We start from the raw sequence: 17173 nt of genomic DNA, 5'->3' as shown, positions 1-17173 counted from the left end.
GCCGAACCAGCCGGGTCCGTCGAGGTAGCGGCCGGCGAGGACGGCGCCCCGGCGGGCGGGCAGCAGGCCATGCCGGAGGTGACGTTCGATCGTCACCCCGACGCGTACCGGCACTGGCGCCTGCGCGTCGACGGGACCGTGGCCTGGCTGGAGATGGACGTCGACGAGAACGGTGGGTTGGTCCCCGGCTACGAGCTGAAGCTCAACTCCTACGACCTGGGAGTCGACATCGAGCTCTACGACGCGATCCAGCGGTTGCGGTTCGAGTACCCCGGCGTGCGTTCCGTGGTGGTCACCAGCGCGAAGGAGAACGTCTTCTGCGCGGGGGCGAACATCCGCATGCTTGCCGGCTCGCCGCACGCGTGGAAGGTGAACTTCTGCAAGTTCACCAACGAGACCCGTAACAGCATGGAGGACGCGACCGAGAACTCGGGCCAGACGTACCTGGCAGGCGTCAACGGCGTCTGCGCGGGAGGTGGCTACGAACTGGCGCTCGCGTGCGAGGAGATCATGTTGATCGACGACAACTCGTCGACCGTCGGGTTGCCGGAGGTGCCGCTGCTCGGAGTGCTTCCGGGTACCGGAGGGCTGACCCGGGTGGTGGACAAGCGCCGGGTGCGCAAGGACCGCGCCGATGTGTTCGCCACGCGTAGTGACGGGATCAAGGGCAAGACCGCTGTGGAGTGGAACCTGGTGGATGAGCTCGCGCCCCGCCGCGACTTCACCGAGCGGTTGCGGCAGCGGGCTCTCGAGGTAGCCGAGAACAGCTCGCGCCCGGCCGATGCGCGAGGCATCGAGCTGACACCGCTCGAGCGGGAGGCGACCGCCGAGGGGATCACCTACCGCTACGTCGACGCGCGGTTCGACCGCGCGGCAGGCACTGTGGATATCACCGTCCGGGGCCCTGGCGAGCCCGCGCCGCAGAGGGTGAGCGAGGTTCACGAGCAGGGCGCACGGAACTGGTTGCTGGCGGTGACCAGGGAGCTGGACGATCTGATCCTGCGTCTGCGCACCAACGAGCTGGAACTGGGCACGTGGCTGATCCGCACGCAGGGCGACGCCGAGGCTGTCGCGGCGCACGAGAAGGTCGTGCTCGACGGTGCGGTCGAGGACTGGCTGTGCAACGAAATCGTGCTCTACTACAAGCGCACGCTCAAACGCCTGGATGTCACCAGCAGGAGCCTGATATCCCTCATCGAGCCGGGAAGTTGTTTCACCGGTGTGCTCTTCGAGCTGATGCTTGCCAGCGACCTCCAGTACATGCTGGACGGTCCACCGATCGCGGACGAGGACAGCGACGAGCGGGCCGCGGTGATGCTCACCGAGGCCAACTTCGGGGTTCTCCCCATGTCGAACGGGATCTCCCGCCTCGAGTCGCGCTTCTACCGCGAGGACGATCACGTGGACTGGCTGCGTCGCGAGGCCGGTCGTGCCATCTCGGCGAGCGAGGCCGCCGAGCTCGAACTGGTGACCGACGCTCCCGACGACATCGACTGGGAGGACGAGGTCCGCATCGTGGTCGAAGGGCGCGCTGCCTTGAGCCCGGACGCGCTCACCGGGATGGAAGCCAACCACCGGTTCGTCGGGCCGGAAACCATGGAAACCAAGATCTTCGGCCGGCTGACCGCGTGGCAGAACTGGATCTTCAACCGTCCGAACGCCTCGGGTGAGGAAGGGGCATTGCGGCGCTACGGCACCGGTAAGCGAGCAGCCTTCGACAGGAAGCGGGTGTGAGACACGATGGGTACGAAAGTCGACTACGACAGCAAGATTCCCAATAATGTCGACCTGTCGTCGGATCGGCGGCTGCAGCGAGCGCTGGAAGGCTGGCAGCCGCGGTTCATGGACTGGTGGGCCGAGATGGGCCCGGCGCTGGAAACCCAGGGTGTCTACCTGCGCACGGCGGTATCGGTCGGCAGGGACGGCTGGGCGCATTTCGATCACGTGATCCCGCACGAGTACCGCTGGGGCATCTTCCTGACCGAGCACGACGCGGATCGGCGGATCGCCTTCGGCCAGCACGCTGGCGAGCCGGTGTGGCAGCAGGTTCCCGGTGAGTACCGCGCGGATCTGCAACGGCTGATCGTGATTCAGGGTGACACCGAACCCGCCTCGGTCGAGCAGCAGAAACTGCTCGGGTTGACCGCGCCGAGCCTGTACGACCTGCGCAACCTGTTCCAGGTCAACGTCGAGGAGGGGCGGCACCTGTGGGCCATGGTGTACCTGCTGCACGCGTATTTCGGCAAGGAAGGTCGTGAGGAGGCCGAAGCGCTGCTCTACCGCAACTCGGGCAGCCCCGACCAGCCCCGGATCCTCGGCGCGTTCAACGAGGAGACCGCCGACTGGCTCGCCTTCTACATGTTCACCTACTTCACCGATCGCGACGGCAAGTACCAGCTGGGCACGCTCAAGGAGTCGGCGTTCGACCCGTTGTCGCGGACCTGTGAGTTCATGCTCAAGGAAGAGGCACACCACATGTTCGTCGGCACCACCGGTGTCGACCGGGTGGTGCAGCGCTCGGCGGAGTTGATCCGCGAGCACGACACCACCGACATCGCCGGTTTCGGCGGTATACCGCTGGAGATCATCCAGCGCTACATCAACTTCCACTACAGCGTGTCGCTGGACCTTTTCGGTGGCGAGACCTCCACGAACGCAGCCAACTACTACACAGCAGGCCTCAAGGGCCGCTGGCAGGAGGAACGCCGGAAGGATGACCACCAGCTCACCGAGGACAGCATGCTGCTCGATGTCCCTCAGCCGGATGGCACGTGGAGCCAGGAGGAGGTCCAGTCCCTCCTCGCGCTGAACCTCGACCTTCGTGAGGAGTACATCTCGGACTGTCAGAACGGTCTGAAGCGGTGGAACAAGATCCTGGCCGACCACGACATAGACTTCCGGTTCGCGCTCCCGCATCCCGGGTTCAACCGCGATGTCGGCATCAACGCCGGCTACCACATCACGCCGGAAGGCACCATCGTCGACGAGGGAACCTGGGAGGCCAACCGCAAGAAATGGCTACCGAGCAGCGAGGACCTCGCCTTCGTTCGTTCCCTGATGCAGCCGGTCTACGAGCGCGGGAAGATCGCCAGCTGGGTGGCTCCACCCCGCCACGGCATCAACGGTAAGCCGTTCGACTACGAGTACGTCTACCTTCCGTGAGGTGCGGCCATGACCACTACGTCTGCCACCGCCGCGTACGCTGAGTTCAACGCTACGGACTACCTGGTAGGCCGGCAGGTCGAGCGCGGTAACGGCAGCCGCGCCGCGGTGATCGCCCCGAGCCGGACACTGACCTACTCCGAGCTGGCGGTCGAGGTCGACAGGGTCGCGAGCGGCTTGCACGAGCTGGGCGTGCGGCCCGAGGAACGCGTGCTGATGTGCATGCCCGACGAGGTCGAACTGTTCACCGCGATCCTGGCCACGATGTCGGTGGGCGCCGTCGCCGTCCCGGCATCGACCATGCTCACCGGGGCCGAGCTGGGCAAGCTGGTCGTCGACTCGCGTGCTCGGGTCGTGCTCGGCTCGGCCGAGTTCGCCTGCCAGGTTCGGGACGCCGTCGCGGAGGCCCCCGAGGTCGGCGATGTCGTGATGGTGCGGGCGCGTCCCGAGCCGCTACCGGCCGGGGTGCGGGGGCACACCTGGGCCGAGATGCTGGCAGCCGACAGTTCCGGGACCGCCGGCCGCCGATTCCGGACCTGGGAGGACTCGCCCGCCCTGTGGCTGTACACCTCGGGTACCACCGGTACGCCGAAAGCCGCGATGCATCGTCATGTCGACATCAAGCTGGTCGCCGAGAACTACGGGCAGCAGGTGCTTGGCATCACCACTGAGGATCGTTGCCTGTCGGTGGCCAAGCTCTTCTTCGCCTACGGTATCGGCAACACGATGTTCTTCCCCCTCTCGGTCGGGGCGACCGCGTTGCTCGAACCCGCGCGGCCGGCTCCCGAGTTGCTCGCCGACCGTGCGCGCCGGGACCGGGCGACCCTACTGTTCGGGACCCCCAGCTTCTGGGGGCCGCTGCTGGCCAGCGAGGTGCCCGACGACGCCTTCGCGTCGGTTCGCCAGGCGGTGTCGGCAGGCGAGGCGTTACCTGCCCGGATGTTCCACAGCATGGCCGACCGCTTCGGTGTGGAGATTCTCGACGGCATCGGTTCCACGGAGATGCTGCACATCTTCATATCCAACCGGCCGGGCCGGGTGCATCCCGGTTCCTCCGGCACCGTGGTACCCGGCTACGAGGTCCAGCTGCGCGACGAGAGCGGCGAGGTGATCGACGCCGAGGACACCCCCGGTGAGCTCTACGTCCGGGGCGGCAGCGCGGCCACCGGTTACTGGTGTCGAGCCGACATCTCGCGCCAGGTATTCCTCGGCGACTGGATGCGGACAGGCGATACCTACCTCCGCAACGCGGACGGCACCTACAGCTGCCTCGGGCGGGCGGGAGACATGCTCAAGGCGGGTGGCATCTGGGTGAGCCCGGGTGAGGTGGAGAACCAGCTGCTGGCGCACCCCGACGTCGCCGAGGTGGCCGTGGTGGCCGTGCCTGACCCGGACGGGCTCGACAAGCCCATCGCGTGCGTGGTGCCGATGCCCGACAGGACGGTGGACGGCGAGGCACTCATCGAGTGGTGCCGGGGTGACCTGGCCGCCTTCAAACGTCCCCGCGAGGTCGTCGGGTTGACGGAGCTGCCCAAGACGGCGACGGGGAAGATCCGCCGCAACGTACTCCGCGAGACCTTCGCCGATGTGCTCCGGACGGGTTCGGGCGATCCGTACGGGCAAGAGACCGCAACGGACGAAGCCGACAAGGAGACGAGGAATGTCCGTACCGGATGACGACGCCCGGGCGGTCGATGCCGACATCCTCGTGGTCGGCGCGGGACCGGCAGGGTTGTTCGCCGCGTACTACGCGGGATTCCGGGACCTGTCGGTCGTGGTGGTCGACTCGCTTCCGGAACCGGGCGGGCAGGTCAACGCGATGTACCCGGAGAAGGAGATCTTCGACATCGCAGGCTTCCCCTCGGTGCGCGGGCGGGATCTGGTCGAGCGGCTGCTGGAACAGGCCGCGCCCTACGACCCCATCCACCTGCTCGGTCACCGTGCCGAGGAGCTGGCGCGCTACACGCCTGTTGAGGGCGGTCCGGAACGGTTCACTGTCACCACCCACAGGGGCGCGCGGGTGGACGCGAAATCGGTGATCATCACCGGCGGCATCGGGCACTTCACCCCGCGCCCGCTGCCTGCAGCGGCAGAGTTCGAGGGCAAGGGCCTGGCCTACTTCGTCCGCGAGCTCGACGAGTATGCCGGCTCCGACGTGGTCATCGTGGGAGGCGGGGACTCGGCGTTCGATTGGGCCCGAGCGTTGCATCCACTGGCGAGCTCGGTCACGCTGGTGCACCGTCGAGCGACCTTCCGCGCGCATCCGGGCACCGTGGAGTCGGTACGCGAGGCCGGGGTGGAGATCGTCACCGGCGCCCAGGTCGGGTCGGTCCGGGGTAACGGCTCGATCGAGGCCGTCGACATCGTCGACTCGGAACAGCGGACCCGCACGTTGCGGTGTCAGCGTGTCATCGCCGCATTGGGATTCACGGCGAACCTCGGGCCCTTGTTGCAGTGGGGAGTCGAAGTGCACGGTCGCAGGCACATACCGGTTCCGCCGACGATGCGAACCAATGTGGACGGGATCTTCGCCGCGGGCGACATCAACGACTATCCCGGGAAGGTGCGGCTGATCGCCGTCGGATTCGGGGAGGCCGCCACCGCAGTGAGCAACGCGGCGCACCACATCGACCCCGAGCGGCCGGTGTTTCCCGGACATTCCACCGACACGCCCCTCCCGCACGGGGCGGCTGCCTAGCCAACACAGGAGTGTGGCCATGCCGTACGTCATCGGCGAACCGTGCATCGATGTGATGGACCGGTCCTGTATCGAGGAGTGCCCTGTCGACTGTATCTACGAGGGCGGGCGCAAGCTCTACATCAACCTCGCCGAGTGCATCGACTGCGGGGCGTGCGAACCGGCGTGCCCGGTCGAGGCGATCTCCCAGGACCGCAAGATCGAACCCGACCAGGAGCAGTTCGTCACCGACAACAAGCGCTTCTTCACCGACCCCCTGCGGGGTAGCGCCGAGGCCCTCGGTGAGCCGGGCGGCGCGATGGTGGTGGGCCCGATCGGGGTGGACACCGAGCTGGTGGCGGGCTACGTGCCGCGTGGTTGAGCCCGCCGGCGGATCAGGGAGACGGGAGAGGCGATGTTCGATGGCGAGTGGGTGGTCGACGCCCACGTGCACGTGCCGCGGCTGGCGACGGTCAAGCCCGACTGGCTGGAGTGGGCCGACCGGTTCTCCGGGACGCACCCGTGGCGGTCGGTCTATGACGACAGTGGCGACCCGGTTCCGGAGCGCGTCGACGCGTTACTGGAGTCCGAGGGTGTGGACCGGGCGTTGCTGTTCTGCGAGTACAGCCCGCGGGCGACCGGGATCCAGGCGATCGAGGACCTGCTGCCATTGCTCGAGTACAACCCGGAGCGCTTCCGGCTGGTAGCGGGCGTCAACCCGCACCTGCACTACCCGGCAGTCGCGGAAGTGGAGCGGCAGCTGGGCCTCGGTGCGGTGGCGCTCAAGCTTCACCCGGTGCACGGGGCGTTCGACCCGCGCTCGCGCGATCTCCACGCGGTATTCGTGACCTGTGCCGAGCGGTCGGTCCCGGTGATCGTGCACTCCGGAACCTCGAGCTTTCCCGGCTCCCGTGCGAAGTTCGGCGACCCTGAACTGTTCCTGGACATCATCGAGGACTTCCCGTCGTTGCCGTTCGTGTTCGCGCACGGAGGCCGGGGGTGGTGGTACGACACGGCAGCGTACCTGGCGCTGGCCAAACCGAATGTGTGGCTGGATCTGGCCGGCCTGCCACCGAAGAAGCTTCCGGAGTACTACGCACGGTTCGACTTCACCCGTCTGGCAGGCAAGTTCATCTTCGGCACCGACTGGCCGGGTGTTCCTGGCGCGGCTCGCAACATCGGTGCGCTGCGGGAGCTGGGACTACCACGGGCCGTGTGGCGGGATGTGATCTCGGGCAACGCCGGTAAGGTCTTCGCGAGTCTGGACGTGTGACATCCCGGCAGGCGAGTAGTCAGTGTGTCAACGAGGAGCGATGGAGTGGAGGTCGCGTGCAGCCACGGACCGCGGTTCGAGCGGCCCCGGTTGCCTGTCGACAAGGTCGCACGGGGCGTGACCGGCGCCGAGTCGGGACAGGGCTGCTACGACTGGAGCCGGCCATGACGCTACTCGACGAACACGCTAGGCCGCCGGTTCCCGGGTGACCAGCGCGTTCCAGTAACGCTGCGCGCCGTCGCGCCATTCGGCGTGCTTGGTATGGAAGAGGTCGGCGGCCTTCTTGCCGCTCCAGTTGGACGGCAGCAGGCGCGACGGCAGCTGCGGGTCCAGGAAAGGAAACCTGCGCCACTCGTGCACCAGGCGTGTCTGCGCGTGCAGCAGAGGCTCGCCCGCCGCGGGGTTGGTCCCGGTGAACTCGTCGATGAACTGCTCGTAGTGTTCCTCCACGGAGCTGAGGTCCCAGGAACGCGCAACCATGGACTCCTCGTCCCCGATCTGGCCGTAGGAGGCGATGAACGACATCGGTGAGCCGACGTCGAGCTCGTTGACGATGGTGTGGGCCTCGGCCTCGCGGTCGACATGCGGGCTCACCCACACGCCAGGAGCCGGGGAGCCGAAACCCGCCCAGGTCAGCTGCGTGCGCAGCCGGTGGCGTAGATCCCGCTTCGACTCGGGCACCGAGACCAGCAGGATCAGCCAGTTGCCGTCCCACTCGTGCGGGTCGCGACCGAACTGGTAGATCCGCTCCGCACCTTCGGTGAGGAGCCGCCGCCCCGGAGCGGTCAAGGACCAGCGCACGCGGCGCCCGATGCGTTCGGACGTCAACCAGCCCTCGGCCGCGGTGCGGGCCAGCGCCTGGCGCGCGGACTTCTCCTCGATGTCGAACAGGGCCAGCACATCCACCAGCGTCGCCGTCCAGACCGGCTCGTCCATGGGGAGGACGTACTCACCGAGGATCGTCATCAGCAACGAGCGCGCGCTGGTGTGACTGAGCTCGCGTCGCCTGCTGACCGTCGGACGCGAGTTGCTCCCCGCCATCGTGCGTCACCAACTCCACTCGTGTCGTCGATTCGTGTCACATGTCGCCTCATGCAGCGTACCTGTACGGGCTCTACCGGCGAGAATGGATCCACATAAATGATACATATAGTTGGCGTTAGTCAATAAACAAGTAGATAATTTGTTGATGTCGAGATACGCTCTCGGGGAGCACGAGCCCTACGTGCACCCGACCGCGTTCGTGCATCCCGATGCGGTGGTTATCGGTTCGGTGGTTCTCGGTGTCGAGTCGACGGTGCGCACGGGTGCGGTGATCGCAGCGTCCGCGCTGGTCCCGGAAGACTTCGAGGTGCAGCCGTACACGATGGCGCTCGGCGTGCCCGCCCGGATCCGGGAGGCCCGCGTGGACCCGCGTGGATGGAGCTCGCGGTTCGCAGCTATGTCGACGCGGGCGCCCGTTGTCGCGCCGAGCTACGCCGACCGGTTCGCTCCGCTACAGGACCTGGCCGTGGCCACGAGCTGCACGACGAGCCGGCCCGCGCTGGCGTGACTGATCAGCAAGGGCGCGGTGCCGATACCGGGAAGGTGCGATCCGCGGCATGTCGAGGAGAACCCGGCTGCCGCGAACCTTCCGCTGTCCGCGGATGAGGTCGCCGAACTGGACGCGCGCTTCCCTCCCGCGACGGCAGCCGGGGGCACCTTCCTCGCCTGAGACTCGAGCGTCACCCGATCAGTTGACAGTGACGCACGTCATTCCTCATACTTCATGACGACCGTTATGAAGATGTAGAACATCATGAGGTGACTCACGGTGCAGGGCAACGGGATGAACAGGCGGCAGCTGCTGAAACTGATGGGATTCTCGGGTGCGGTGGTGGCCGTCTCCGGCTGCGGCGGGGCGTTCGGGGGAGGCAGTGCGGGCGGTGAGGGATCGGTCAAGGTCGGCCTGCTGATTCCCCAGTCGGGCGTGTACTCGCCGTTGGGCGAGGACATGCGGCGAGGTTGGGATCTCTGGCTCGAGCAGAACGGCGGCACGTTCGGCGAGTACGAGGTCGACACGGTCGTCGCCGATGAGGGTGAAGGACCGCAGACGGGTGTGGCTGCCGCGCGGCGGCTGCTGAACGAGGAGCGGTGTGACGTCATCGTCGGTATCGTGAACTCGGCTGTGGCGCTCGGGATCGTGGATATGGTCAACGAGGCCCAGAAACTGCTCCTCGTCGCCAACGCAGGGGCAGGCGACATCACCGCTGGGCAGGTCAGTCCGTATATCTGGCGTACCTCGTTCACCAACGCACAGGTCGCGAGGGCTATGGGTGCCCATATGGCGACGTTGGACCTCTCCGGTGGCGTGTATGTCGTCGCTCCCGACTATGCAGCGGGCGAGGAAGCGGTCGACGGGTTCACCGCGGCGTTCACCGATGCAGGCGGGACCGTCGCCGGGCAATCGATGCCGCCGTTCGGAACGACGCAGGACTACCAGCCTGTACTGAGCCGGATCCGCAACTCGGGGGCCGAGGCGACGTACAGCTTCTTCGCCGGTTCCGAGGCAGTGACCTTCGTCCAGCAGTACAACGAGTTCGGGCTGGCCGATGAGGTGCCGCTCTACGGCTCCGGGTTCCTCACCGAAGGGCAGGTGCTCTCGGCTCAGGGGCAGGCCGCGGTCGATGTGCGAACAGCGCTGCACTACTCCACCGAGCTGGACTCGGAGGCGAACTCGACGTTCGTCGAAGCTTACGAAGGTGCCTACAGTGCCGCTCCGACCGTCTACGCGGTGCAGACCTACGACGCGGCCGCGGTTCTCGATCAGGCGTTGCGCGGAGCGGATGCGCTGGACGGCGACGCGATCTCGGAGGAGCTGTCCGGACTCGACGTGCTGGCCAGCCCCCGAGGGGAGTGGCGGTTCGACGGCCAGTCGCCGCACCAGGAGATGTACCTGCGCACCGTGGAGTCCGTGGATGGTTCGCTCGTCAATGCCGTGACCGACTCGCTCGGCGAGTTCGGCCAGAGCAGCTGAGACGGGTGCAACCGTGCCTTCGATCCTGGCGTCGAACCTCACCAGTCTCCTGAACGGGCTGTCCATCGGATTCCTGCTGTTCACACTCGCCGTCGGGTTGACCCTGGTGTTCGGCATGATGGATGTGCTCAATCTCGCGCACGGCGCGATCTACCTCGCAGGCGCCTACATCGGCTGGTACGTGATGGGCGCGGATCCGACATGGACGGTGTTCCTCGCTGCGCTCGGCGTGGCGGCCGTCGTGGGGCTGCTGGCCGGAGGGGCGCTGTCGTTGCTGGTCCAGCCACTTGCCAGCAGGCCGCATCTCGACCAGGCATTGCTCACCCTCGGGGTGGCGCTCATACTCGCTGAACTGCTCTCGATGGCCTTCGGTGACGACGTCCGCTCCGTCAGCCCACCCTCCGCGCTCGCCGGGTCCGTCGACGTCGCGGGCGGTTCGTACCCGATCTACCGGCTGTTCCTCATCGGGGTGGGCCTCGCGCTGGCCGTGGTGGTCTACCTCGTGGTCGAACGGACCACCGTGGGCGCGTTGATTCGCGCGACCGTGGCCGACAGGGACATGGTCTCGGCGGTCGGGGTGGACAACCGCAAGGTCAGAATTGCCGTGTTCGGCGCGGGTGTCGCACTGGCGACCGTAGCGGGTGTGTTCGGCGCGCCGGTGTACGGCGCCCGGCCGGGGCTGGACTGGACGATCTTGATCCTGGCCCTGGTCGTCGTCGTGGTGGGTGGCCTTGGCTCGATCAAGGGAGCGCTGGTCGGCGCGCTCCTCATCGGCCAGGTCGAGACTTTCGGGCGCAGCCTGTTCCCGGAGTTCGCGTCTTTCGTGCTGTTCGGTGCGCTGGCCCTGGTCCTGATTGCCCGGCCACGTGGCCTGTTCGGCGCTCCGACTGGGGTGAAGGTATGAACGCGCACGCGACCGTGGCTCCGACGGTGGAAAGCGCGGGGGCGGCGACCCCCCGCGGGCGCCGGGACATCGTCCGGGTCGTGCTGCTGGTGACGCTGGTGCTGTGCCTGGTTGGGCTCCCGCTCGTGGCCGATCCGTTCGCCACCACGACAGCAACCCGCGTCCTGGCGTTCGCGCTGCTCGCGGTGAGTCTCGACCTACTCGTCGGGGTGACCGGCCTGCCCTCGCTGGGACACGCGGCCTACTTCGGGGTGGGAGCCTATACCGCCGGATGGCTGTCCATCCACATCGGAATCGACGGTCCGGTCGCGTTGCTGGCCGCGACCCTGGCGGGAGCTTCGGTAGCTGCCGCCACCGGGTGGCTCGCGGTGCGCAGCGGCGGGATCTTCTTCCTGATGCTGACGCTGGCGATCGGCGAGGTGCTGCATCAGGTCGCGCACAGCTGGCGGTCGGTGACCGGAGGGTCCGACGGCATGTACGGGGTTCCGGCGACGACCGTCGGCGGGGTCGACCTCGCCAATCCCGGCTTCCTCTACTGGTACGTGCTCGGCGCGTTCGGGGTCGGCTACCTGCTGATCCGGATGGTCGTGCGTTCCTCGTTCGGTGCCGCGTTACGCGGGATCCACGACAACGAGCCACGAATGCGCGCGCTGGGGTACCCCGTGTTCGGATACAAACTTGCCGCATTCGTGATCGCAGGCGCGGGCGCAGGCCTCGCCGGTGGCCTGCTCGTCGCCCAGCAACGCATCGTGACACCGGATGACCTCGGCTTCACCACGGGCGCCCTTGTGCTGCTGGCCGTGGTGATCGGAGGAGCGGGCACCCTGTGGGGTGCGTGCATCGGTGCCGCGGTCGTGGTGCTGGTGCGCGACTACTTCGGGCCTGCGCTCGACGGTCACGGCCCGCTGCTGCTTGGCATCGTGTTCGTGATCGTCGTCTACGTCATGCCGCGTGGTGTGGCCGGTGTCGCGGGGATCCGGGGGAAGGAACGAGCCGCATGACTGCTGTGCTCAGTTGCAGAAATCTCAGCCGTCGCTTCGGTGCGGTACACGCGGTCGACGATGTCGACCTGGATGTCGAACCGGGCGCTCGGCACGCGCTGATCGGCCCGAACGGGGCGGGAAAGAGCACGCTGCTGCACCTGCTCTCCGGCGTGCTGTCACCCAGCTCCGGTGCGGTCGCCCTGGAGGGCCGCGACATTTCCCGGCTGTCGGTGAGCAGGCGGAGCCGGCTCGGGCTCAGCCAGACCTTCCAGCATTCACTGCTGTTCCTGTCGATGACCGCCCGGGAGAACGTCGCCCTTGCGGTGGCGCGGCGGCACGGTGTCCGACCGTGGCCCCGGCGACGGGTGCACAGCGCGGTCGCGGACCGGGCCGGGCAGGCGCTGGGCACGGTCGGCCTCGCGGACCGTAGCGAGGTCCCGGCGGGTTCTCTCGCGCACGGGGAGCGGCGCCAGCTCGACATCGCCGTCACGCTCGCCTGCGAGCCGCGGCTGTTGCTGCTCGACGAGCCTGCTGCGGGCATGTCCCCCGCGGAGGTCGAGCGTCTGGGTGCGCTGATCGAGCTGATACCACCCGAGGTCACCGTGCTGTTCGTCGAGCACGATCTCGAACTCGTGTTCCGGCTGGCGACAACGGTGACCGTGCTGCATCTGGGAGCGGAGCTGATCACCGGGACTCCGGATGAGGTGCGTGCGAGCGATGCGGTGCAGGAGGCATACCTCGGCACGGAAGGGCAGCACACGGATCTCTTCCTCCGGCCCGAACCCGCGGTCGATCCGGCGTCGCGTTAGGAAGGAGGTGGGAACAGCGATGTTTCTCCAGGTCAACGGGTTGTGTTCCGGGTATGGCAGGGGCACGGTGTTGCACGGCGTGGACCTCGAGGTCGATCGCGGCGAGGTACTCGGACTGCTCGGTCGTAACGGCGCGGGCAAGAGCACGCTGGTGATGACCATGCTGGGACTCGTCCCGGCCCGGCAGGGCTCGGTGCGGTTGGACGGTCGCGAGATCGTGGGGCTGCGTGCCGACCAGGTCAGCAGGCACGGGATCGCGGTGGTCCCGCAGGGACGGCGCATCTGGCCCGGCCTTACCGTCGGTGAGCACGTGGATGTGGTCGCCGGGCGGCGCCCGAAGGCCGGCGGGTGGTCGCGTGACGGTGTGTTCGACCTGTTCCCGAACCTGGCCCGGCGCGTCCGGCAACCCGCGGGGCTGCTGTCCGGCGGGGAGCAGCAGATGCTGGCGATCGCGCGTGCGTTGCTGACGGATCCGGCGCTGGTGCTCATGGACGAGCCGTCCGAGGGTCTGGCGCCCGCGGTGACCCGGCAGATCGGTGAGGTGATCGGCTCGATGGCCGCCACCGGCGTCGGCATCCTGCTCGTCGAGCAGGACCTGCGCCTGGTGTTCGCCACGGCGAACCGGGTCGCGGTGATGGAGAAAGGCGAGGTCGCGCACACCACCGACACCGGCACGTTCCGGCGCCAGCCCGAGTTGGCGCACACCCTGCTCGGGGTCGGCTAGGCTCACACCGCGTGTCGGGCGCTACGGCCCCTCGTGTCGGCCGTTGTAACCCGGGTGTTGGAGGTCTCGTCCTGTCCTGCCGTGCATGCGGTGCGAGAATGGTCCGGCATATGGATTGGGTCCGCCCTTTGTCACCGGGTGGCGCCCCGCCCCGACCGCGCCTGGAGCCCGCCGATGTCGAAGAACGTTTTCGTGCTGGGGATGGATGAGCACAACCGCGCGGTACTGGAGGCGATGCCGGATGCCGCCGAGTGCACGTTCCACCCACTGCTGACCTTCGACGAGATCTACGGCGAGGAGATCGACTTCAACTCGGTGCTCGCCGCCGCGCAGCGGCAGCTGGATGCCTTCGCAGGCCCCATCGACGCGATCATCGGGTTCTGGGACTTCCCGGTCAGCACGATGTTGCCGTTGCTGCGCAGGCGTTTCGGCCTGCCGACGGCGAGTATCGAGCAGGTGCTGATGTGCGAGCACAAGTACTGGAGCCGGTTGGTGCAGCAGCGGGTGATCGAGGAGTACCCGGCGTTCGCGGTGATCGACCCGGACAACGACGGGGAGCCGCCGGAGGAGCTGCGCTACCCGATGTGGATCAAGCCGGTGAAGTCGTTCGCGTCGGTGCTGGCCATCGGTGTCGCCGATCAGGATGCCTACCGCGAGGCGATCGAGACGATCCTCGCGAGAATGGACTGGGTCGCCAGACCGTTCGAGGCCCTGCTCGAGCATGTCGAGCTGCCCGCCGAGGTCGCTGCGGCCGGTGCGCGGGCGTGTCTCGTCGAGGAGGCGATCGTCGGCAGGCAGGTGACCGTGGAGGGTTACCGGTACCGGGGCGAGGTCGTCATCTACGGGGTCGTCGACTCGATCTGCTACGACAACAGCCCGAGCTTCCTGCGCTACCAGTACCCTTCCTCGCTCCCGGAGGAGGTCATCGCGCGGCTGGAGGACATCTCGCGACGGCTGGTCACCGAGATCGGGCTGGAGCGGATGACGTTCAACATCGAGTTCTTCTGGGACCCCGGCACGGACGCCATCTCGCTGTTGGAGATCAACTCCCGGCACTCGCAGTCCCACGCGGAGCTGTTCGCCGATGTGGACGGGATGGCCAACCATGCCGCCATGCTGCGCCTGGCGCTCGACCGCGACCCACGGTTCCCCCGGGGTGAGGGGCGCTACGACGTCGCGGCGAAGTGGTTCGTGCGGCGGTTCTCCGACGGGATCGTGCGCCGCATCCCGACCCACGAGGAGATCGAGGCGATCCAGCACATCGTGCCGGGCACGACCATCGAGCTGGCGGTGCGCGAGGGTGACCGCCTGTCGGAGCTGCACCGCCAGGACAACTACTCCTACCAGCTCGCCAATGTGTACATCGGTGCCTCCGACGAGGCCGAGCTGACCACGCGGTTCGACCAGGTCGTCGCCGCGCTGCCGATCGAGATCGACGACGTAGACTAGCGAGTAGACGGAGTCGCGAGGAGCTGTGCGTCATGTTGACGGTGCCCACGTTGCCCTACGCCGTCCGGGAAGAGGAGCACATCTGGATCCCGATGGCCGACGGCACGCGACTGGCCGCGCGTGTCTGGCGGCCGGTGCATTCCGATCTCGAAGCCGTTCCGGGGATCGTGGAGATCATCCCCTACCGGCAGCGTGATCTGACGTCCCGCAGGGACTCGATCCACCACCCCTACATCGCCGGGCACGGCTACGCGTGCATGCGCGTGGACCTGCGGGGCAGCGGGGAGTCCGAGGGTGTGCTCACCGACGAGTACCTGGAGGAGGAGCTCTCCGACGCCGAGGACGTGCTTGGCTGGCTGGCCAAGCAGCCGTGGTGCACCGGGCGGATGGGAATGATGGGCATCTCCTGGGGTGGGTTCAACGCCTTGCAGGTCGCCGCACGCAGGCCGCAGGGACTGGACGCGATCGTGACGGTCAGCTCCACAGACGACCGCTACACCGACGACGTGCACTACATGGGCGGCTGCCTGCTGTCGGACAACCTGTCCTGGGCCTCGACGATGTTCGCCTACAACTCCTGCCCACCGGACCCGGCTGTGGTCGGGGAGCGCTGGCGGGACCTGTGGTTGCAGCGCCTGAAACGCAGCGGGTTGTGGCTCGAGGAGTGGTTGCTGCACCAGCGCAGGGACGAGTACTGGCGGCACGGCTCGATCTGTGAGGACTACTCGGCCGTGCAGTGCGCAGTGCTCGCGGTCAGCGGCTGGGCGGACGGGTACACCAACGCGGTGTTTCGCATGCTGGAGAACCTCTCGGCGCCGTGCAAGGGGCTGGTCGGGCCGTGGGGGCACAAGTACCCGCACATGGGTGAGCCCGGCCCGGCGATCGGCTTCCTCCAGGAGGTGGTGCGCTGGTGGGACCGCTGGCTCAAGGACGTCGACAACGACGTGATGAACGAGCAGAAGCTGTGGATCTGGATGCAGGAGACCGTCCCGCCGTTCACCGCGTACGAGGAGCGGCCCGGTCGCTGGGTCGGCGAGCCGAGCTGGCCGTCCCCGAACATCCGGCAGGTCGTCTACCCGCTGCAACGGCACCGCATCGGGCACCCCGGCGAGGCAACCGAGTCCGAGGAGCTCACGGTCGAGTCGCCGCTGTCGGTCGGCCAGTATGCCGGCAAGTGGTGCTCCTATAACGCGCCGCCGGACCTGCCCTATGACCAGCGCGAGGAGGACGGCGGCTCGCTGGTGTTCGACACCGGGGAGATGACCGAGCGGTGCGAGATCCTCGGCTCACCTGCCGTGGAGCTGGACTTCGCGGTGACGAGGCCGGTGGCGATGGTGGCGGTGCGGCTGTCCGACGTCGCGCCGGACGGCCAGGCGACCCGGATCAGCTACGGGCTGCTCAACCTGACGCACCGTACCGGCCACGACACCCCGGAGCCGCTTGTTCCCGGCAGGCGCTACCGAGTGACCGTGCACCTCAACGCGATGGCACAGGCCTTGCCGCCCGGTCACCGGCTGCGGGTGGCGATCTCGACGTCCTACTGGCCGCTGGCCTGGCCCCCTCCTGAGCCGGTGCGGCTGTCGGTGTTCACCGGCACCAGCAACCTCGTCCTGCCGATCCGGCCCGCCCCGGAGTCCGGCGAGGAGCCGGAGGAGCCGGAGGAACCGTTCGGGCCCCCGGAGGGCGCGGAGCCGATCCCTGTGACCCGGATCGAGGGCGGCGACGAGCGCTGGACGGTCTCGCGGGACCTCGTGGAGTACCGCTCGGCGCTGGAGGTGGTCAAGGACCTCGGTGCGGTGCGCTTCGACGACATCGACCTCACCGTCACCCGCCGCGCCTACGAGCGCTACTCCTGGGTGGGTAACGACGTCGGCTCGGTCAGCGGCGAGACCGAGTGGCGGATCGGGTTCAAGCGGGGGGACTGGGAGATCTCCACCTACACCCGCACGGTGTTGACCTCGACGGCCGACGAGTTCCACCTGCGCGCCGAGCTCGACGCCTACGAGGGCGAGAAGCGCGTCGTCTCGTACAACTGGGACGACTCGGTGCCGCGTGACCTCGTCTGAGGTCCCGCTGCCGAACCGATTTGCGGGCGCGTGGCCTGCCTGCAGACCCGGGCGGGCGAAGCCGGGTTCCCGCTTGACACCGGACTAGAATATTCTTCTGGTCGTGAGAT

General features: G+C 67.7%; 16 protein-coding genes and 1 pseudogene. 16 read left to right on the top strand and 1 reads right to left on the bottom strand.

Annotation, left to right across the window (positions count from 1 at the left end):
- The first annotated feature begins 69 nt into the window (after positions 1 to 69).
- From boxC to CHB84_RS06285, 6 genes are read left to right on the top strand one after another with little or no spacing between them, the layout of a single operon-like run.
- On the top strand, positions 70 to 1734 hold the full coding sequence (gene boxC / locus CHB84_RS06310) for a 2,3-epoxybenzoyl-CoA dihydrolase (RefSeq protein WP_089300605.1): 1665 nt from the start codon (positions 70 to 72) through the stop codon (positions 1732 to 1734).
- Positions 1735 to 1740: 6 nt separating this feature from the next.
- The gene (boxB, locus tag CHB84_RS06305) at positions 1741 to 3162 is read left to right on the top strand and encodes a benzoyl-CoA 2,3-epoxidase subunit BoxB (RefSeq protein ID WP_089300543.1); all 1422 of its coding nucleotides are present in this window, start codon (positions 1741 to 1743) and stop codon (positions 3160 to 3162) included.
- Positions 3163 to 3171: 9 nt separating this feature from the next.
- Positions 3172 to 4839 carry a benzoate-CoA ligase family protein gene (locus CHB84_RS06300; RefSeq protein ID WP_089300542.1) on the top strand — a complete coding sequence of 556 codons (1668 nt, stop codon included), beginning with the start codon at positions 3172 to 3174 and terminating at the stop codon, positions 4837 to 4839.
- A complete protein-coding gene (locus CHB84_RS06295; protein WP_089300541.1) occupies positions 4823 to 5860 on the top strand; it encodes an NAD(P)/FAD-dependent oxidoreductase in 1038 nt (345 codons plus the stop codon). The genes CHB84_RS06300 and CHB84_RS06295 overlap by 17 nt, the downstream gene beginning before the upstream one ends.
- Before the next feature lie 19 nt (positions 5861 to 5879).
- Complete coding sequence (gene fdxA, locus CHB84_RS06290) at positions 5880 to 6221, top strand: ferredoxin (protein ID WP_089300540.1); 342 nt, start codon at positions 5880 to 5882, stop codon at positions 6219 to 6221.
- Between the two features lie 33 nt (positions 6222 to 6254).
- A complete protein-coding gene (locus tag CHB84_RS06285) occupies positions 6255 to 7112 on the top strand; it encodes an amidohydrolase family protein (RefSeq protein WP_089300539.1) in 858 nt (285 codons plus the stop codon).
- Between the two features lie 186 nt (positions 7113 to 7298).
- Here CHB84_RS06285 and CHB84_RS06280 read toward each other — a convergent pair whose 3' ends face one another.
- A complete protein-coding gene (locus CHB84_RS06280) occupies positions 7299 to 8153 on the bottom strand; it encodes a PaaX family transcriptional regulator (RefSeq protein ID WP_089300538.1) in 855 nt (284 codons plus the stop codon).
- Positions 8154 to 8301: 148 nt separating this feature from the next.
- Between CHB84_RS06280 and CHB84_RS06275 the strand changes: the two genes are divergently transcribed.
- The 10 genes and pseudogenes from CHB84_RS06275 (at position 8302) to CHB84_RS06240 (ending at position 17063) form a co-directional block, all read left to right on the top strand.
- Positions 8302 to 8664: a hypothetical protein gene (locus CHB84_RS06275; RefSeq protein ID WP_176439807.1), complete on the top strand. Its 363-nt coding sequence runs from the start codon at positions 8302 to 8304 to the stop codon at positions 8662 to 8664.
- 18 nt (positions 8665 to 8682) lie between these two features.
- On the top strand, positions 8683 to 8826 hold the full coding sequence (locus CHB84_RS22775; protein WP_176439806.1) for a hypothetical protein: 144 nt from the start codon (positions 8683 to 8685) through the stop codon (positions 8824 to 8826).
- 99 nt (positions 8827 to 8925) lie between these two features.
- A complete protein-coding gene (locus tag CHB84_RS06270) occupies positions 8926 to 10128 on the top strand; it encodes an ABC transporter substrate-binding protein (protein ID WP_089300536.1) in 1203 nt (400 codons plus the stop codon).
- Between the two features lie 13 nt (positions 10129 to 10141).
- A complete protein-coding gene (locus CHB84_RS06265) occupies positions 10142 to 11032 on the top strand; it encodes a branched-chain amino acid ABC transporter permease (protein WP_089300535.1) in 891 nt (296 codons plus the stop codon).
- Positions 11029 to 12033, top strand: coding sequence for a branched-chain amino acid ABC transporter permease (locus tag CHB84_RS06260; protein ID WP_089300534.1), 1005 nt, complete (start codon positions 11029 to 11031; stop codon positions 12031 to 12033). The genes CHB84_RS06265 and CHB84_RS06260 overlap by 4 nt, the downstream gene beginning before the upstream one ends.
- 50 nt (positions 12034 to 12083) lie before the next feature.
- Positions 12084 to 12536 (top strand): annotated as a pseudogene (locus CHB84_RS23995) (ATP-binding cassette domain-containing protein); the annotation flags it as partial.
- Positions 12537 to 12554: 18 nt separating this feature from the next.
- Positions 12555 to 12824, top strand: a complete 270-nt coding sequence (locus tag CHB84_RS23990; protein ID WP_425432282.1) for an ABC transporter ATP-binding protein C-terminal domain-containing protein — start codon at positions 12555 to 12557, stop codon at positions 12822 to 12824.
- Positions 12825 to 12831: 7 nt separating this feature from the next.
- Positions 12832 to 13548 carry an ABC transporter ATP-binding protein gene (locus CHB84_RS06250; RefSeq protein ID WP_176439805.1) on the top strand — a complete coding sequence of 239 codons (717 nt, stop codon included), beginning with the start codon at positions 12832 to 12834 and terminating at the stop codon, positions 13546 to 13548.
- 174 nt (positions 13549 to 13722) lie between these two features.
- Positions 13723 to 14997: an ATP-grasp domain-containing protein gene (locus CHB84_RS06245; protein WP_089300531.1), complete on the top strand. Its 1275-nt coding sequence runs from the start codon at positions 13723 to 13725 to the stop codon at positions 14995 to 14997.
- A 32-nt stretch (positions 14998 to 15029) separates the two neighbouring features.
- Positions 15030 to 17063 (top strand): CocE/NonD family hydrolase, encoded by a 2034-nt coding sequence (locus CHB84_RS06240; RefSeq protein WP_089300530.1) that lies wholly within the window; start codon positions 15030 to 15032, stop codon positions 17061 to 17063.
- Positions 17064 to 17173: the final 110 nt, after the last annotated feature.

It is taken from the genome of Haloechinothrix alba (genome assembly GCF_900188115.1).
GTDB lineage: Bacteria > Actinomycetota > Actinomycetes > Mycobacteriales > Pseudonocardiaceae > Haloechinothrix > Haloechinothrix alba.
This window is presented reverse-complemented; position numbering and strand designations above follow the sequence as displayed.